Source organism: Idiomarina sp. (assembly GCF_048265525.1).
Classification (GTDB): domain Bacteria; phylum Pseudomonadota; class Gammaproteobacteria; order Enterobacterales; family Alteromonadaceae; genus Idiomarina.
On sequence record NZ_JBLXBI010000001.1, the window covers coordinates 635,023 to 650,590 of the forward strand.

12 protein-coding genes are annotated in these 15,568 nt (G+C 46.2%); 7 read left to right on the plus strand and 5 right to left on the minus strand.

Features of this window, described 5'->3' with window-relative positions; translation table 11 throughout:
- Window position 1: 1 nt before the first annotated feature.
- Window positions 2-754: a hypothetical protein gene (locus ACN0TF_RS03105; protein ID WP_417440698.1), complete on the minus strand. Its 753-nt coding sequence runs from the start codon at window positions 752-754 to the stop codon at window positions 2-4.
- A 106-nt stretch (window positions 755-860) separates the two neighbouring features.
- Here ACN0TF_RS03105 and ACN0TF_RS03110 point away from each other — a divergent pair, with 106 nt between their 5' ends.
- From ACN0TF_RS03110 to ACN0TF_RS03135, 6 genes are all read left to right on the plus strand, one after another.
- Window positions 861-1,436, plus strand: coding sequence for a pseudouridine synthase (locus ACN0TF_RS03110; protein WP_417440699.1), 576 nt, complete (start codon window positions 861-863; stop codon window positions 1,434-1,436).
- An 80-nt stretch (window positions 1,437-1,516) separates the two neighbouring features.
- Window positions 1,517-2,632, plus strand: coding sequence for a tRNA 2-thiouridine(34) synthase MnmA (gene mnmA / locus ACN0TF_RS03115; RefSeq protein WP_417440700.1), 1,116 nt, complete (start codon window positions 1,517-1,519; stop codon window positions 2,630-2,632).
- Window positions 2,629-3,249 carry a high frequency lysogenization protein HflD gene (gene hflD / locus ACN0TF_RS03120; protein WP_011234557.1) on the plus strand — a complete coding sequence of 207 codons (621 nt, stop codon included), beginning with the start codon at window positions 2,629-2,631 and terminating at the stop codon, window positions 3,247-3,249. The genes mnmA and hflD overlap by 4 nt, the downstream gene beginning before the upstream one ends.
- Window positions 3,250-3,296: 47 nt before the next feature.
- Window positions 3,297-4,667 (plus strand): adenylosuccinate lyase, encoded by a 1,371-nt coding sequence (gene purB, locus ACN0TF_RS03125; RefSeq protein WP_417441107.1) that lies wholly within the window; start codon window positions 3,297-3,299, stop codon window positions 4,665-4,667.
- Complete coding sequence (locus ACN0TF_RS03130; RefSeq protein ID WP_417440701.1) at window positions 4,664-5,806, plus strand: cupin domain-containing protein; 1,143 nt, start codon at window positions 4,664-4,666, stop codon at window positions 5,804-5,806. Before purB ends, ACN0TF_RS03130 begins: the two co-directional genes overlap by 4 nt.
- 133 nt (window positions 5,807-5,939) lie before the next feature.
- Window positions 5,940-6,977 carry a Glu/Leu/Phe/Val dehydrogenase dimerization domain-containing protein gene (locus ACN0TF_RS03135; protein ID WP_417440702.1) on the plus strand — a complete coding sequence of 346 codons (1,038 nt, stop codon included), beginning with the start codon at window positions 5,940-5,942 and terminating at the stop codon, window positions 6,975-6,977.
- 26 nt (window positions 6,978-7,003) lie between these two features.
- Here ACN0TF_RS03135 and ACN0TF_RS03140 read toward each other — a convergent pair whose 3' ends face one another.
- Window positions 7,004-10,033, minus strand: coding sequence for an FAD-binding and (Fe-S)-binding domain-containing protein (locus ACN0TF_RS03140; RefSeq protein ID WP_417440703.1), 3,030 nt, complete (start codon window positions 10,031-10,033; stop codon window positions 7,004-7,006).
- A gap of 2 nt (window positions 10,034-10,035) precedes the next feature.
- Window positions 10,036-12,402, minus strand: a complete 2,367-nt coding sequence (ppsA, locus tag ACN0TF_RS03145) for a phosphoenolpyruvate synthase (protein WP_417440704.1) — start codon at window positions 12,400-12,402, stop codon at window positions 10,036-10,038.
- Window positions 12,403-12,509: 107 nt separating this feature from the next.
- Between ppsA and ACN0TF_RS03150 the strand changes: the two genes are divergently transcribed.
- Window positions 12,510-13,319 (plus strand): pyruvate, water dikinase regulatory protein, encoded by an 810-nt coding sequence (locus ACN0TF_RS03150; RefSeq protein WP_417440705.1) that lies wholly within the window; start codon window positions 12,510-12,512, stop codon window positions 13,317-13,319.
- Window positions 13,320-13,349: 30 nt separating this feature from the next.
- Here ACN0TF_RS03150 and ACN0TF_RS03155 read toward each other — a convergent pair whose 3' ends face one another.
- Both ACN0TF_RS03155 and ACN0TF_RS03160 read right to left on the minus strand, forming a co-directional pair.
- Window positions 13,350-14,147, minus strand: coding sequence for a DUF1338 domain-containing protein (locus ACN0TF_RS03155; protein WP_417440706.1), 798 nt, complete (start codon window positions 14,145-14,147; stop codon window positions 13,350-13,352).
- A 40-nt stretch (window positions 14,148-14,187) separates the two neighbouring features.
- On the minus strand, window positions 14,188-15,546 hold the full coding sequence (locus tag ACN0TF_RS03160; protein WP_417440707.1) for a class II 3-deoxy-7-phosphoheptulonate synthase: 1,359 nt from the start codon (window positions 15,544-15,546) through the stop codon (window positions 14,188-14,190).
- Window positions 15,547-15,568 lie beyond the last annotated feature (22 nt).

Here is a 15,568-nt window from a genome sequence, read left to right on the forward strand (position 1 = left end):
CTCAAGCTGAAATATTTTCAGACGAATTATCGTTGGGTTTCTCTATAACCGTTACGCCAATAACTTCCCGATAGACCACTCCCAGGAGGTTATAAATCATTGGCAACATCCAAATAAGGCCTAATCCAAAAGGAATAATAGCCAGAAGTAACAAGCCCGCAAGAAGCAAAAATAACAAGATAAATTTAGGCAGTTTGAAATGGATGATTTTTATTGAATAGTACAAGGCGTTTAGCGGACCCACTCCTCGTTCAATAACTAAAGGCATGGCGAGTATCAAAATAACCGTAATGTAAAGTTGCGCCAAAATAGAAACGTTTGGGTGAATCAATCCAAATAATTGACTGGCGACAATGCTTAACAAAGTGCTTATCAGAGCGACAGCAATTAAAGGGAACATTACATTGAAGCCATTAAAGACATCGGCGCTTTTTGTACCGATACCAACGCTGTGTTTGATGCCCATTAGCATCAAACCGCCTAACAAAGGAGCACTGATAACAGCTTGCAAAATGCTGGAAAAGTACTGAAGTTTTATTGATGTTTGCAGGCTCTCAATCGAAAACACGTTCATCAAAATGAGTACCATTACCACATTAATACCCAGTAAAACCAAAAAACCACCAATTAAAGGGGTCAGATTTGACTTGGTAATGTTAAATGACTGCTCAAAAACTTGCCGCAACGACAGCTGATAGTTTCCTTTAAGTGATTCAACTAATGAACCACCAATTATTACTTTGTTATCATCCACAGAAATTCCCACACTTTTTTGATCAGTAAGATAAACTAGCGCCCGATATACTAGAGTATCCTCTGGTACGATCCAATTTAAATCGACAGAACAATCTGAGGCAGTCATGAAATCGCAGACAAAACGACCGGCAAACCCCAAGTTGGTTTTACTAAACAAGCCTTACGGCGTTTTATCTCAGTTTACCGGAGAAGAAGGCGACCAGACTTTAAAGCCGTTCATTCCCCATAACGACGTATACCCTGCCGGACGTCTTGATAAAGACAGCGAAGGGTTGCTATTACTAACCAACGACGGCGTTTATCAGGCTCGCCTTGCTAATCCTAAATACAAAGTGTGGAAGACCTATTGGGTGCAGGTAGAAGGTGACCCAAGCGAAGAGCAGTTAGAGCAATTAAAAAACGGTGTCGAGCTAAATGATGGAATGACCCGCCCTGCTGAAGCCTTCGTTATGCCTGAACCAATGAACTTGTGGCCACGAAACCCTCCCGTTCGTGAGCGCAAAAGTGTTCCTGATACCTGGCTTTGCCTAAAAATACGTGAAGGGAAAAACCGTCAGGTTCGCCGCATGACTGCTCATGTTGGTCTGCCGACCTTACGTCTGATACGAGCCGCTGTCGGTCCTTTTCAGTTGAAAACAATGCAGCCCGGCGAATGGCGTTCAGAGCCACCAGTTTGGTAACTTCCTGAGCTACCCTCGTGCGCGCTAAAATGATAGAATGCGCAGCCAATTCAGGAGCTATAGTCAGTTAGGGTCAACCTATGTCAAATGCCAGTAAAAAAGTCATTGTCGGAATGTCCGGGGGCGTCGACTCCTCCGTTTCAGCTTACCTTCTTATGCAACAGGGCTATCAGGTAGAAGGTCTGTTTATGAAGAACTGGGAAGAAGACGATACTGATGAATACTGCGCCGCTTCCGACGACTTAGCTGACGCTGAAAAAGTCTGTGAAACACTGGGTATTGAGCTGCACACAATCAATTTCGCTGCAGAATATTGGGACAATGTATTCGAATATTTTCTGGAAGAATACAAGGCGGGTCGCACGCCTAATCCCGATATTATGTGCAACAAAGAGATTAAATTTAAGGCCTTTCTTGAGTTTGCCGCTGAAGCATTAGATGCCGATTATATTGCGACCGGACATTATGTGCGTCGTCAACAGCGTGATGGGAAATGGGAAATGCTGCGCGGCTTAGACAGTAATAAAGATCAAAGCTACTTTTTGTATACCTTGAGCCACGAGCACATTGCACAAACTCTGTTCCCGGTCGGAGAACTGGAGAAACCAGAAGTTCGTCGAATTGCTGAAGAACAAGGTCTGGTAACGGCCGACAAAAAAGACTCAACCGGCATTTGCTTTATTGGCGAGCGCAAGTTTAAGGACTTTTTGCAGCAGTACCTTCCCGCCAAACCGGGCCCTATTGAGTCCGTTGAAGGTGAAAGCTTAGGCGAGCACGAGGGCCTGATGTACCACACGCTGGGTCAGCGTAAAGGTCTGCATATAGGTGGCATGGCAGATAATTCTGGCGAACCCTGGTATGTTGTCGACAAAGACGTCGAACGTAACGTTTTAATTGTGGCGCAGGGGAAAAACCATCCGCGTCTATACTCTCAGGGCCTTATTGCCGGACAACTGCATTGGGTTAGTCGAAATGCCCCATCGGAGGCTTTCGATTGCACGGTGAAAACACGCTACCGCCAGCAGGATATTCCATGCCGGGTTACGCCGCTTAGTAATGGTGACTTTCAGGTTCAATTTAAAGAACCGGTTGCGGCGGTTACTCCAGGCCAGTCTGCGGTATTCTACAGTGATGATGTTTGTTTAGGTGGTGGCATTATTGAACAACGCATTACCGACTTTGAGGTCAAGCTATGAACGAGTGGCAGCAACGGGTAATTGCCTTAGCTGGTATGTCGTTAAGTGCTATGGCTGTGCAAAAGCTGGCTCGCAGCGGAGAGCTTTACCCGGAATCTATTAGCAATACCTTAGTGCACAGCCTTTTACAGCAAAACCCGGACAATATCGAAGATATTTACGGCGGACTGGACAACATTAAGCCCGGTATCCAGGCGTTTATTCGCCAGGCTGGCAGCAATAAAAATAAGGACATTGAGGTTACCCGCTATCTGATAGGCCTCATTCATTTATCCAGAAGGCTCTTAAAGCAACCTGATATACTCAATTTACTGGGCGAGCGTATTACCCAGGTAAAACGTCAAAAAGAAGAGTTTGAGTTTGAAAACTACCGCATTCAGCAAAGTTTGGCGGGCATTTATCGCGAACTGATAAGCCCCCTGGGACAACCTATTCGCATTAATGGTAACCCGGAGTTTTTAAAACGGGACTCAAATCAACACCATATTAGAACCTTGCTGCTAGCTGGCATTCGCAGTGCCGTGCTTTGGCAGCAAGTAGGCGGCAAGCGTCGTCATTTCGTGTTTTCTAGAAAGAAAATGTTAGATACAGCGCAGCAACTTCTGCATGTCGCATAACCAGTAACAATTAACGATTTAATTAACCCTCGGAGAGCCAGTTTATGTTGCCCTTTTCCTCCTTGACGGCGGTGTCACCTGTTGACGGACGATACGCCTCAAAAGCAGAAATGTTACGTCCTATTTTTAGTGAGTACGGACTGATTAAATTTCGAGTGACTGTTGAGGTTCGTTGGTTACAATTATTAGCCGACGTTGACGGTATTAAAGAAGTACCTGCGCTAAGTAAAGAAGCAACACAGATACTGAACTCTATTGTTGAGAATTTCTCGGTCGACGACGCTGAACGCATAAAAACTATTGAACGTACCACCAACCACGACGTGAAAGCGGTTGAGTACTTTCTGAAAGAGAAAGTGGCAGATAACGAAGAGCTGAATAAAGTTTCCGAGTTCATCCACTTTGCCTGTACGTCCGAAGACATTAATAATCTTTCTCATGGTCTAATGCTGAACACGGCTCGCGATGAAGTATTACTGCCTATGATGCAGGAGCTGGTTGACCGGGTTAAAGAACTGGCGAAAGAACACAAAGCCGTTCCTATGATGGCTCGTACACATGGGCAACCAGCAACGCCAACCACAATGGGCAAAGAATTTGCAAACGTTGCCGTGCGTTTACAACGTCAGCTGGCACAGCTTAAAGCTGTAGACGTTATGGGTAAAATAAATGGTGCTGTCGGTAACTACAACGCGCACCTGGCGGCCTACCCTAACGTTGACTGGCACCACATTTCAGAGCAATTTGTTACTTCATTAGGCTTGAGCTGGAATGCTTACACAACACAAATTGAACCGCATGACTATGTGGCTGAATACTTTGATGCATTAGCTCGTTTTAATACCGTACTCATTGATTTTGATCGTGACGTATGGGGCTATATTGCATTGAACCACTTTAAACAGCGTACTGTTGAAGGCGAAGTTGGTTCATCAACCATGCCTCATAAAGTAAACCCTATCGACTTTGAAAACTCTGAAGGTAACCTGGGTATTGCAAACGCTGTTATGCAGCATTTAGCACAGAAACTCCCTATTTCCCGCTGGCAGCGCGACCTGACTGACTCTACCGTTTTACGTAATTTAGGCGTGGGTGTTGCCCATACTGTTATCGCATTCCAGGCTACCTTAAAAGGTTTGAGTAAACTGGAAGTGAACGAAGCTCGTTTAGCGGCTGAGCTGGATGAAAATTGGGAATTAATGGCGGAGCCGGTGCAAACCGTTATGCGCCGCTACGGTGTTGAAAAGCCATACGAGAAGCTAAAGACCCTAACTCGTGGTAAGCGCATTACCAGCGATGATCTGGCGAAATTTATTGACTCTTTAGACGTGCCCGATGCTACTAAAGACGAAATGAAAGCACTGACTCCGGCAAATTATATTGGCCGTGCCACTCAGTTTGTTGATGATCTCCTATGAAATTAGTGTTTGATAAAGACGATTTTTTAACGAACTACTGGCAGAAAAAGCCTTGTCTTATTCGACAGGGCTTTGCCGATTTTACCGACCCTGTCAGCCCTGAAATTCTGGCTGGACTGGCGATGGAAGAAGGCGCTGACTCGCGAGTTATTGAGTCAAAAGCAGACACTGAATCGGGTTGGTTAGTGACTCATGGCCCATTTGAGGACTACGAAAAGTTCGGAGAAACTGACTGGACTTTGCTAGTGCAGTCAGTAAACGAATGGCTACCAGACGTAGGTGAATTGATAACCCCTTTCCGCTTTTTGCCCGACTGGCGCATTGATGACGTCATGGTCAGTTTTTCCTGCGAAAACGGCGGTGTTGGCCCTCACCTGGATCAATACGATGTTTTTATTATTCAGGGCGCAGGCTCCCGACATTGGCGGGTCGGTGAACGGCAAGCAATGCAGGAGCATCAGCCTGCGGAAGACCTATGCCAGATAAAAGGCGAATTTAACGCTGTTATTGATGAGCACCTGACTGCCGGTGACGTTTTGTATATACCTGCTGGCTGTCCTCATGACGGAGTCGCGCTGGAACCGTCTTTAAACTACTCTGTTGGTTTTCGTGCTCCATCGAAAGCCGAACTGCTGCTGCAGTTAGGTGATATTGCGATGCAACATGAGTCATTGCAGGAGCGTTATCAGGACCCGGCTCTTAGCAGCGAAGATGTTTCATGGGTTATTGAGGAAAAGCAGCTAAGTGCATTAAAACAGTTTCTAAAAGACGCTTTAGAAAGCGATGAAACCGACGCATTATTAGCAAAAATTATTTCCCAGTCTAAACGCCCTCTTCCCGAGCCGGAGTTGCCGACCACCGCTGAGCAAATTCCGACTCTGCTCGCTCAGCAAAATGCGTTTATAGAAAAGGCCTCGGGCGCCCGTTTCTTAAAACTTAGCGACACGCAATTTTACGGTAATGGCGAAGCCTTTCACATTGTACAAGAGGCTTTACCAGTAGCAGAATGGCTGGCGCAATTGCAAGGTTCTGAAGCTACTGAAGAATTAGCTAAATTGGCAAAATCTCCAGCCGAGTGTGAGCTCATTGCCGAAGCAATTAACCAGGGAATCATCTACTTATACATTGACGAATCCTGAGTGATTCTGTGTAAACAAGAGTTGATAAACGCCCGTTTTAATACCTAAATTTATTCACATCTTAAAGTAGCGCGAGCCTTATCTAAATGGTAATGTTCGCGCAATTTTTTGAAGCAATGAGGAAGTGAAACTCATGTCTCTATACGAGCATCCCGAATTTGATCACCACGAGCAAGTGGTGTTTTGTCATGATCAGGAATCAGGCTTAAAAGCCATTATTGCCATCCACGATACAACTCTAGGCCCAAGCCTTGGTGGTACTCGTTTATGGAACTACGCATCTTCTGCCGAAGCGGTCACCGATGTACTGCGTCTGTCTCGTGGTATGACTTATAAAAGTGCCATGGCAGGCCTTCCTTTAGGCGGCGGTAAAGCTGTTATCATCGGCGACGCGAAAAAAATCAAAAGCGAAGAACTCTTCCGCGCTTATGGACGCTTCATCGAGTCTTTAAGTGGTCGTTACATTACCGCCGAAGACGTCAATATTCGTACTGAAGACATCGGCATGGTCGCAAAAGAGACCAGCTATGTTGCAGGCACGGCAGATAAAGCAGGCGACCCTTCACCTCATACGGCACTGGGTACTTACCTTGGTCTTAAAGCGGCAGCAAAACACAAATTAGGTAGCGAAGATCTTAAAGGCGTTAAAATTGCCATTCAGGGTCTGGGTGCTGTTGGCTACGATTTCGCCAAATACTGTGCAGAAGACGGCGCAGAACTTATTGTTACCGATATTAACGAAGAAGCCATTGAGCGTGCCGTTAAAGAACTGGGCGCGAAAGCTGTCGGTCTGGATGAAATCTATGCCGTAGACGCTGACGTTTATGCACCATGTGCTTTAGGTGCCACCATCAATGACGAGACTTTGAAGCAACTTAAAGTCAAAATTATTGCCGGCAGCGCGAATAATCAGTTAGCTAACCCTAAACACGATAAAGCGGTTAAAGATATGGGTATTTTATATGCTCCGGACTACGTGATTAATGCCGGAGGCGTTATTCATATTTGTTCAGAAGCTGCCAACTTTACGGTAGAAGAAACAGAAAAACGTGTGCGCGGTATATACGATACCCTAGATCAGCTTTTTGCCCGGGCACAGGACGAAGACCGCCCTACCGGAACAGTAGCTGATGAAATGGCTCGCGAAATTATCGCCAAAGGTAAGCAGTAAACGTCACTGCAAATAAAAAGCCTGAGTTAACTCAGGCTTTGTAAGATTATCTCAAGCGGGTGTCTCACCCGCTTTTTTTCTATCCGTTTTATTTGTGAGCGACAAGAGAATCCAGTAACCAGTACTCCGCTGCTTCCGTATTCCTGAACAGCTTGTTGCCAGCCCATTTGATAAAGTCCCCGGCTGTCTTCCTGGTTCTGTTTTTCATGACCAAATGTACCGGCCATGCCGCAGCAACCCACATTAACAATATCCAGTTTTAACCCCAGATTTTGGAATAAGGCTTGCCATTGTTTAGCTGACTCAGGTACGAAACTCTGCTCGGTGCAGTGCAACAATAGACCGTAGCGACTGGTACTAAATGAACTGATGTCATCAAAGTTTAGGGTATTAAGCCATTCTACAACCGTCATTACGTTAACTTCGGGCAGTTGCCCATCGCTCGCCTTGCGATACTCGTCCCGGAATATCAATGCCGTAGAGCTGTCAGGCCCAATTAACGGAATATCAGCATCAGAAACAGGTTTTAACTGCTCAGTCACTTTATCGGCTGTTTTCTCAAAGTCGCTGATAAAGCCTTTTACGTGCTGCGCTTTACCATGGCCTATAAACGGCAGTAACACGGGCGTATAGCCTAAATTTTCGATAAGCAGTCCCAATTTTACAACAAGATCGGCCTCGTAGAAGGTTGTGAACGGATCCTGCGCAATAACCACCGCTTTTGATTTCTCATCCTCTGTCAGGCTCATTACCTGCTCTGTGGTTAACTCAATAAGCCCGTTTCGGCGCCAGGCCGTCCTTAAGTTGGGCGTTGAGAATAACGGCGTATCGACATAGCCAATACCGTATTTGAGTACAAACCGGCTTAACGGATTATTAATCAGTAAATTACTCAACCTGGGAAACTTACTCGCTACCGGAGCGGTCTTTTCAATACCTTTGACCAGATAGTCTTTTAACGGACGAGCGTATTTACTGTAGTAATGATCATAAAAACGAGCGCGGAACGTCGGCACATCGACGCTGACTGGGCATTGGTTGGTACACGCCTTACAAGCCAGGCATTTGTCCATGGACTCTTTCACTTCGTGGCTGAAGTCATTTTTCCCGGTAAACCGGTTAAGCTGACGTTTCGCAAAGCCCACTGACTCCGGTTTTTCAGCCGCGTTATAGCCGGCGTTGTGAGTTAACCGTAACCATTCACGTAAAAGCCCTGCCCGGCCCTTAGGAGAATAACGACGGTCCCGCGTTACCTTATAAGAGGGGCACATAGCGGACTTAGGATCGTAATTAAAGCACAAGCCATTACCGTTACAATCCATCGCATTTTTATAGCTGTCGCGTGTAGCCACCGGTATTTGACGATCAAAAAATCCGCGCTTAACGGCATCGACAGAAATAAGCTCGGCATCAGTGTTAAGCGGCGTGCAAATTTTTCCCGGGTTTAGCTGGTTAAAGGGGTCAAAGCTGGCCTTAATTTTCTGCAATTCGGTATAGAGATGCTCGCCAAAAAATGCCGGTACGTACTCCGAACGATACCCTTTACCATGTTCGCCCCACATGAGTCCACCGTACTTTTGTGTCAGCTCGGCAACTTTATCACTGATTTGTCTGAGCATGACTTCATCTTCAGGCTCACACAAGTCAAGTGCCGGGCGCACATGCAACACTCCGGCATCGGCATGTCCAAACATGCCGTAATGCAGTCCGTTAGCGTCTAAAAGAGCACGAAACTCATTAATAAAATCAGCCAGTTTCTCCGGCGGTACAGCGGTGTCTTCTGCAAAAGCAACGGGTTTACGGCGTCCTTTAGTTGCGCCCAGCAAGCCTACCGATTTTTTCCGCATAGCATAAATCAGCTGGATACTGGGCAAATCATCACAGACTTGATAGCCAATAACGCCTTTGCTGTCTTTGCTTTTAATCAGCTTGTCCAAACGTTGGGTTAAGGAGTTAACTTTACTGTCTATTTCTTCCTGATTTAACCCGGTGAACTCAACCATGTTGATGCCATCCATGCGCTGACCTTCAACATCAGACAACAACGGCTCAACCGACTTCCAGATAATATCCTGGCGCGCAAGATTCAGTACGGTACTGTCAACGGTCTCTACTGAGGTTGCTTTGGCATCAACTAAAAAAGGCGAGTTCTCTAAAGCCGCCTGGAAATTTGAATATTTTACGTTCACCAACACCCGATGTTTGGGAATAGGAGTAATATTCAGCCTGGCCTCACTGACAAACCCTAAGGTTCCCTCTGAGCCGGCAATTATTCGTGAAACATCTATCTTTTGCTCTTCGGCGTTATAGGCATGTTTCAAGTCATAACCGGTTAAAAACCGATTCAGCGGCGGAAATTTATTACGAATACTCTCAGCTTCACCCACACAGGTATCAATAACCTGCCTGTAAACTCGGGCTATGCGACTATCCTGCCGCGCAACAGTTTCAGCCTGTTCAAGCGAAACGGGTCCGCTATCCAGTACAGAACCGTCCAGCAACACGGTTTTTAGTCCAAGAATGTGATCGCTGGTTTTTCCATAAACCAAGGAGCCCTGACCGGATGCGTCAGTATTGATCATCCCACCAAGCGTCGCACGATTACTGGTCGATAAGTCAGGTGAAAAGAAATAGCCATGTGGGCGCAAAATATCGTTGAGCTGATCTTTTACTACACCTGCCTGCACTCGTACCCAGCCCTCTTTCGGGTTAACTTCCAACACTTTATTCATGTGGCGACTTAAGTCCACCACAATACCGGAAGTTAGAGACTGACCATTGGTACCGGTGCCACCTCCCCGGGGAGAGAACTGCACACTGCTATTGTTTTGCTGACCTGCCAGCTTCATCAGCAATACAAGGTCGGTTTGATTAAGAGGATACAAAACGGCCTGAGGCAGGTTTTGGTAAACGCTGTTATCCGTGGCCGCGATTAAACGGCCCGAATAACTCACGTCAATTTCACCTGCAAACTCTGAGCTTCTTACCTGCTCAATAAAGTGCCGGTAGTCATCTGGTAACGCATTCTCAGCAGCAATCTCAGGTAATACAGTCATACTTATAGGTTTTCCGCCAGGTACATCCAGGTTTCAATAACAGTGTCCGGGTTCAGCGACACCGAATCAATGCCCTGATCAACCAACCAGGCTGCAAAATCAGGATGATCCGACGGTCCCTGACCACAAATACCAACGTACTTCCCGCGTTTTTTCGCCGTTTGAATGGCCATCGCCAGCAGTTTCTTCACAGCTTCGTTACGCTCATCAAATAAGTGCGCGATAACACCGGAATCACGATCCAAACCTAAAGTTAACTGGGTTAAATCATTAGAGCCAATAGAAAAACCGTCGAAGATGTCGAGGAACTCATCAGCCAGCAAAGCGTTAGAAGGCAGCTCGCACATCATAATAACGCGTAAACCATTTTCGCCCTGAACCAGCCCCTGCTCGGCCAGAAGTTCAATAACCTTACGGCCTTCTTCAAGAGTTCTGACAAATGGGATCATGATTTCGATATTGGTCAGACCCATATCGTTACGAACGCGTTTAATTGCTTCACACTCTAATGCAAAGCAGTCACGGAATTCTTCAGAGATATAACGCGACGCGCCCCGGAAGCCCAGCATTGGGTTCTCTTCACCCGGCTCATACTGTTTTCCGCCAATAAGATTCGCGTATTCGTTCGACTTAAAGTCAGACATGCGCACAATGACGCGCTCTGGTGAGAATGCGGCTCCTAGGGTAGAAATTCCTTCGGCTAAACGCGCTACGTAATATTCGCGAGGGCTGCTGTAGCCGGCCATCATGCTATCAATCGTCTGCTTCAATTCGTCGCTTTGCTGGTCATAATTAAGCAAGGCTTTAGGGTGAACCCCTATCATCCGGTTGATAATAAACTCCAGACGAGCCAGACCAATACCGGCATGAGGTAAGCTGGCGAAATCGAAGGCTCTGTCCGGGTTACCCACGTTCATCATAATTTTTAACGGTAGATCCGGCATGGCATCAATTTGTGATTCGGTAATATCAAAGTCCAGTTCACCCTGGTAGATATAACCGGTGTCGCCTTCGGCACAAGAAACCGTAACGGCCTGACCATTACTGATATGGTCAGTTGCGTCACCGCAACCAACAACCGCCGGAATGCCCAGTTCGCGTGCAATAATCGCTGCGTGGCAAGTACGACCACCGCGGTTAGTAACAATGGCCGCCGCACGTTTCATAATTGGTTCCCAGTCAGGGTCGGTCATGTCGGTAACTAATACATCGCCCGGCTGCACTTTATCCATTTCGCTGATGTCATTCAGAACACGAGCAACACCACGACCAATACGCTGGCCAATAGCGCGCCCTGTGCAGACAACGTCGCTTTTAGTTTTTAACGCAAAACGCTCAATGGCTTGCCCTTTTTGGTTTGACTGAACCGTTTCAGGACGTGCCTGGACAATATACAGCTTGCCGTCGACGCCATCTTTTGCCCACTCAATGTCCATTGGACGACCATAATGCTCCTCAATAATAAGAGCTTGCTTAGCCAGTGTTTCGACTTCTTCGTCTGTTACAGAGAAGGTCAGGCTCTTCGACTTTTCTATGTCTTCTATTAATGTCTGTTTTCCATGTTCTCTGTCGTCAGAGAAAATCATTTGAATTTTCTTGCTGCCCAGAGTTCTGCGCAATACTGAAGGGCGCCCTGCTTTTAAGGTTGGTTTATGTACGTAGAATTCATCTGGGTTAACCGCCCCCTGCACGACCATCTCACCAAGACCGTAAGATGAGGTAATGAAAACCACATCATCAAAACCTGACTCTGTATCAATGCTGAACATAACCCCGGAAGAGGCAATGTCACTGCGTACCATACGTTGTATACCAGCCGACAACGCAACACCGCGGTGGTCGTAGCCCTGGTGAACGCGATAGGAAATAGCGCGGTCGTTAAATAATGAAGCAAACACGTGTTTAATGGCTTCCATTACACTACTTAAGCCACGTACATTCAGGAAGGTTTCCTGCTGGCCGGCAAATGAAGCATCCGGCATATCTTCTGCCGTCGCTGAACTGCGTACCGCAAAGCTAAATTCGTCGTTGTTTTCACTTAACTCAGCAAAAGCGTCTTTAATAGCCGCTTCAAATTCTGGTTGAAACGGCGTATCAATAATCCATTGGCGGATTTTTTTGCCAGCCTTAGCCAAGGCCTGTACGTCGTCAACATCAAGCGTGTCGAGCAAATCGTGAATACGATCGTTTAAACCACTTTGCTCCAGAAACTGGTTATAGGCATCAGCCGTTGTTGCAAAACCACCGGGCACTTCAACTCCTGCTCCGGCTAAGTTACTGATCATCTCACCCAGCGAGGCATTTTTGCCACCCACTCGGTTTACGTCATGCATTCCCAGATGTTGGTACCAAACTACGTATTCTTGCACGTCACAGTCCTTAATTGATTTTTCGGCATGGAAGTGGCATCTATTTTACACGCTGTGGCCCAACAAGTTAATATCGAACCTACAATCGCTTAAAAAGAGATTAGCCAGTGCGCTATGCATTTTACATTTCAGACGGCACCGCATTAACCGCCGAGGCCTTTGGCCACGCGCTTTTGTCCATGTTCCCGGTCAATTTTGAGCACAAAACATTACCTTTTATCGATAATCAGGAAAAAGCAAATGAGGTGTGTAAAACAATAAAAAAAGCCGTTTCCGACAGTGGTGAGCCGCCTTTAATCTTCCATACTTTCGTTAACGAGAAGCTAAAAGCAAAAATTACCAACTGTGGGGGCATCTGCTACGACTTTTTAGACCACTTTATTGCTCCGGTGGAAAAAGAGCTGGGCGTCAAAGCGGAACCGAAAACACACCGTACTCATGGTGTACATAAAAACTACAACTTCAGAATAGATGCCATTAATTACGCGCTGGATAACGACGATGGCAAACGCTTAAATCAACTGGATAAAGCTGACCTGATTTTAATTGGAGTGTCGCGTACAGGGAAAACACCGACCAGCTTATACCTAGCCATGCAATACGGAATTAAGGTTGCAAACTACCCTTTAACTGACGATGACGACTTTGAACGATTGCAATTACCCAAAGAGCTAAAGCAGTATCGGCATAAGCTATTTGGATTAACCTTATCGTCACAGCGTTTACATGAAATTAGAAGTCAAAGACGAGAAGGCAGCCAGTATGCCTCTATGGCGCAATGTCGGTTTGAACTCGCTGAAGTTGAAAGGCTCTATAGCCGGGAGGCAGTACCTTTTATCAACTCAACTCATTATTCAGTAGAAGAGATAGCCGCAAAAATTCTGGCTAAAACAAACTTAGAGCGGCACCGTTATTAATGCCGCTCTAGCATTCTGAGAAGCTACACTTTATTTAGCGTTGGTGCTTTCAAAAATTTTGTCCGCCGACGCTGCAACAAAGCCGGTATACAGTTTTCCGTCTTCAATTTCGTAGCGCTTAGCAAACTCATAGAAGCAACTAGGGATCTCAACAGTCTTATCAGAAAACTCAACTGGATGACGGTCAGCCATAGTTGATGATTGTTCCAGATAAACTTCCGGAGACCCTTTGATTTCGCCGCCAGACGCATTCAGTTTGAAACCATTGTCTTTTAACTTCTGGTTTACCTGCTCAAGCGTTTGATAGCCCGGCAACTGGTTAACGCTGACCGTAAAGTGGTTAGCGCAATAGCCAAATGCAGCCATCCACGCAGCGTACTCACTCTCTTCCAACAGTGACTGGTAATCGGCATGGCTGACTTTCCAGTGCGTACCTGAATAAAGAAAGTCCGGCTTTTTAGTGTCTTCAGCCGAAACCTGAGCCACCATGTCTTTAACTTTGCTTTGCAGTTCATCAGAAAATTCAGCAGTCATTAATTCGCTGATGAATACTTTTGGCAATTCAGGGTCTTCGTGCTCAAAATGTTTTGCACGCAGTTTTTTCGCTTCAAAGTGGTAGTCACCACCCTCTTCGTAACCTAAGTCCAGAAAATGCTGTGCCAGTACTTCTAAACCAACCGGACTGATATCAAAGGTACGAAAAGCAACGTGATCGTTAACGATCGGATGTCCTTCGCCTAAAATTTGATGCACCTTTTTTGCTGAAGGTGTACGCGATAAATAATCTTGCCACAAGTTTTCAAATAACACTTCTACCTGCTGCGACATATAAAATAATACCTCTTAAATATCCGATTAAAGGAGACTATCAACCCGCACCGTTGCGGGCTGCTTTTAATGATTCTGCGACTAAAAACGCTAATTCCAGCACTTGATCGGCATTCAGCCGTGGATCGCACTGGGTGCGATAACGACTGGATAAATCCGCTTCACTTATACGGTAGGCACCGCCGGTACATTCTGTAACATCTTCACCGGTCATTTCCAGATGGATGCCGCCCGGATAAGTGCCCTCAGCTTGATGAATCGCAAAGAAATGTCTTAGTTCTTTATGTATGGCGTCAAAGTTCCGGGTTTTCAAGCCATTATCGGCCTTAATCGTATTGCCATGCATGGGGTCACTTGACCAGACCACGTTACGACCTTCCTGTTTTACACGACGCACTAACTCGGGCAATTTATTCGCCAGATTATCGGCGCCCATACGGGTAATTAATGTTAAACGTCCGGGTTCGTTGTCAGGGTTCAATGCGTCAATTAACCGAATGAGCTCATCCCCTGGCATTGTTGGGCCCACTTTTACCCCAACCGGGTTATGAATGCCGCGCATAAACTCGACATGAGCTTGATCTAACTTACGAGTACGTTCACCAATCCAGACCATATGCGCTGAGCAGTCATACGGCAAACCGGTTAATGTGTCAGTGCGGGTTAAAGCTTGTTCATAAGGCAATAACAATGCCTCATGCGAGGTGAATAGCGAAGTCTCGTGAATAGCCGCGTTATTTTCTGAGTTAATACCCAATACTTCCATAAAGCGCAACGCTGACTGAATTTCTTCAGCTATTTTCTGGTAACGCTCTTTTAACGGATTAGACGCTATAAAGCTTAAGTTCCATTTATGTACTTTGTGTAAGTTTGCCAGACCGCCCTGCGCAAATGCACGTAATAAATTCATGGTCGCAGCAGAGTGATGATAAGCTTTGATCATACGCTCAGGGTCAGGTTGACGAGCTACTTCGTCAAATTCCGAACCATTAATGATGTCACCACGATAACTAGGCAGACTCAGGTCACCAATGGTTTCAAAGTCACTGGATCGCGGCTTGGCATATTGTCCTGCCATGCGTGCAACTTTTGTCACCGGACATGAGCCTGCAAACGTCATAACAATGGCCATCTGCAGGATAACCTTAAAAGTGTCACGAATTTTCGGTGCATTGAAGTCACTAAAGGATTCAGCGCAATCACCGCCCTGCAGCAGGAACCCCTCTCCTACGCAGACATTCTTTAACTGGTTTCTTAACGCTCGTATCTCTTCTGCGAAGACCAGTGGCGGGAATTGACTCAGCTGCTGTTCTACAACCTGCAACTGCGACGGATCGGAATACTTCGGTTGTTGTTCTATTGGCTTATCGCGCCAACTGCGCGCACTCCATTGGGCCATAACAAAAATTTATCCGCTTTAT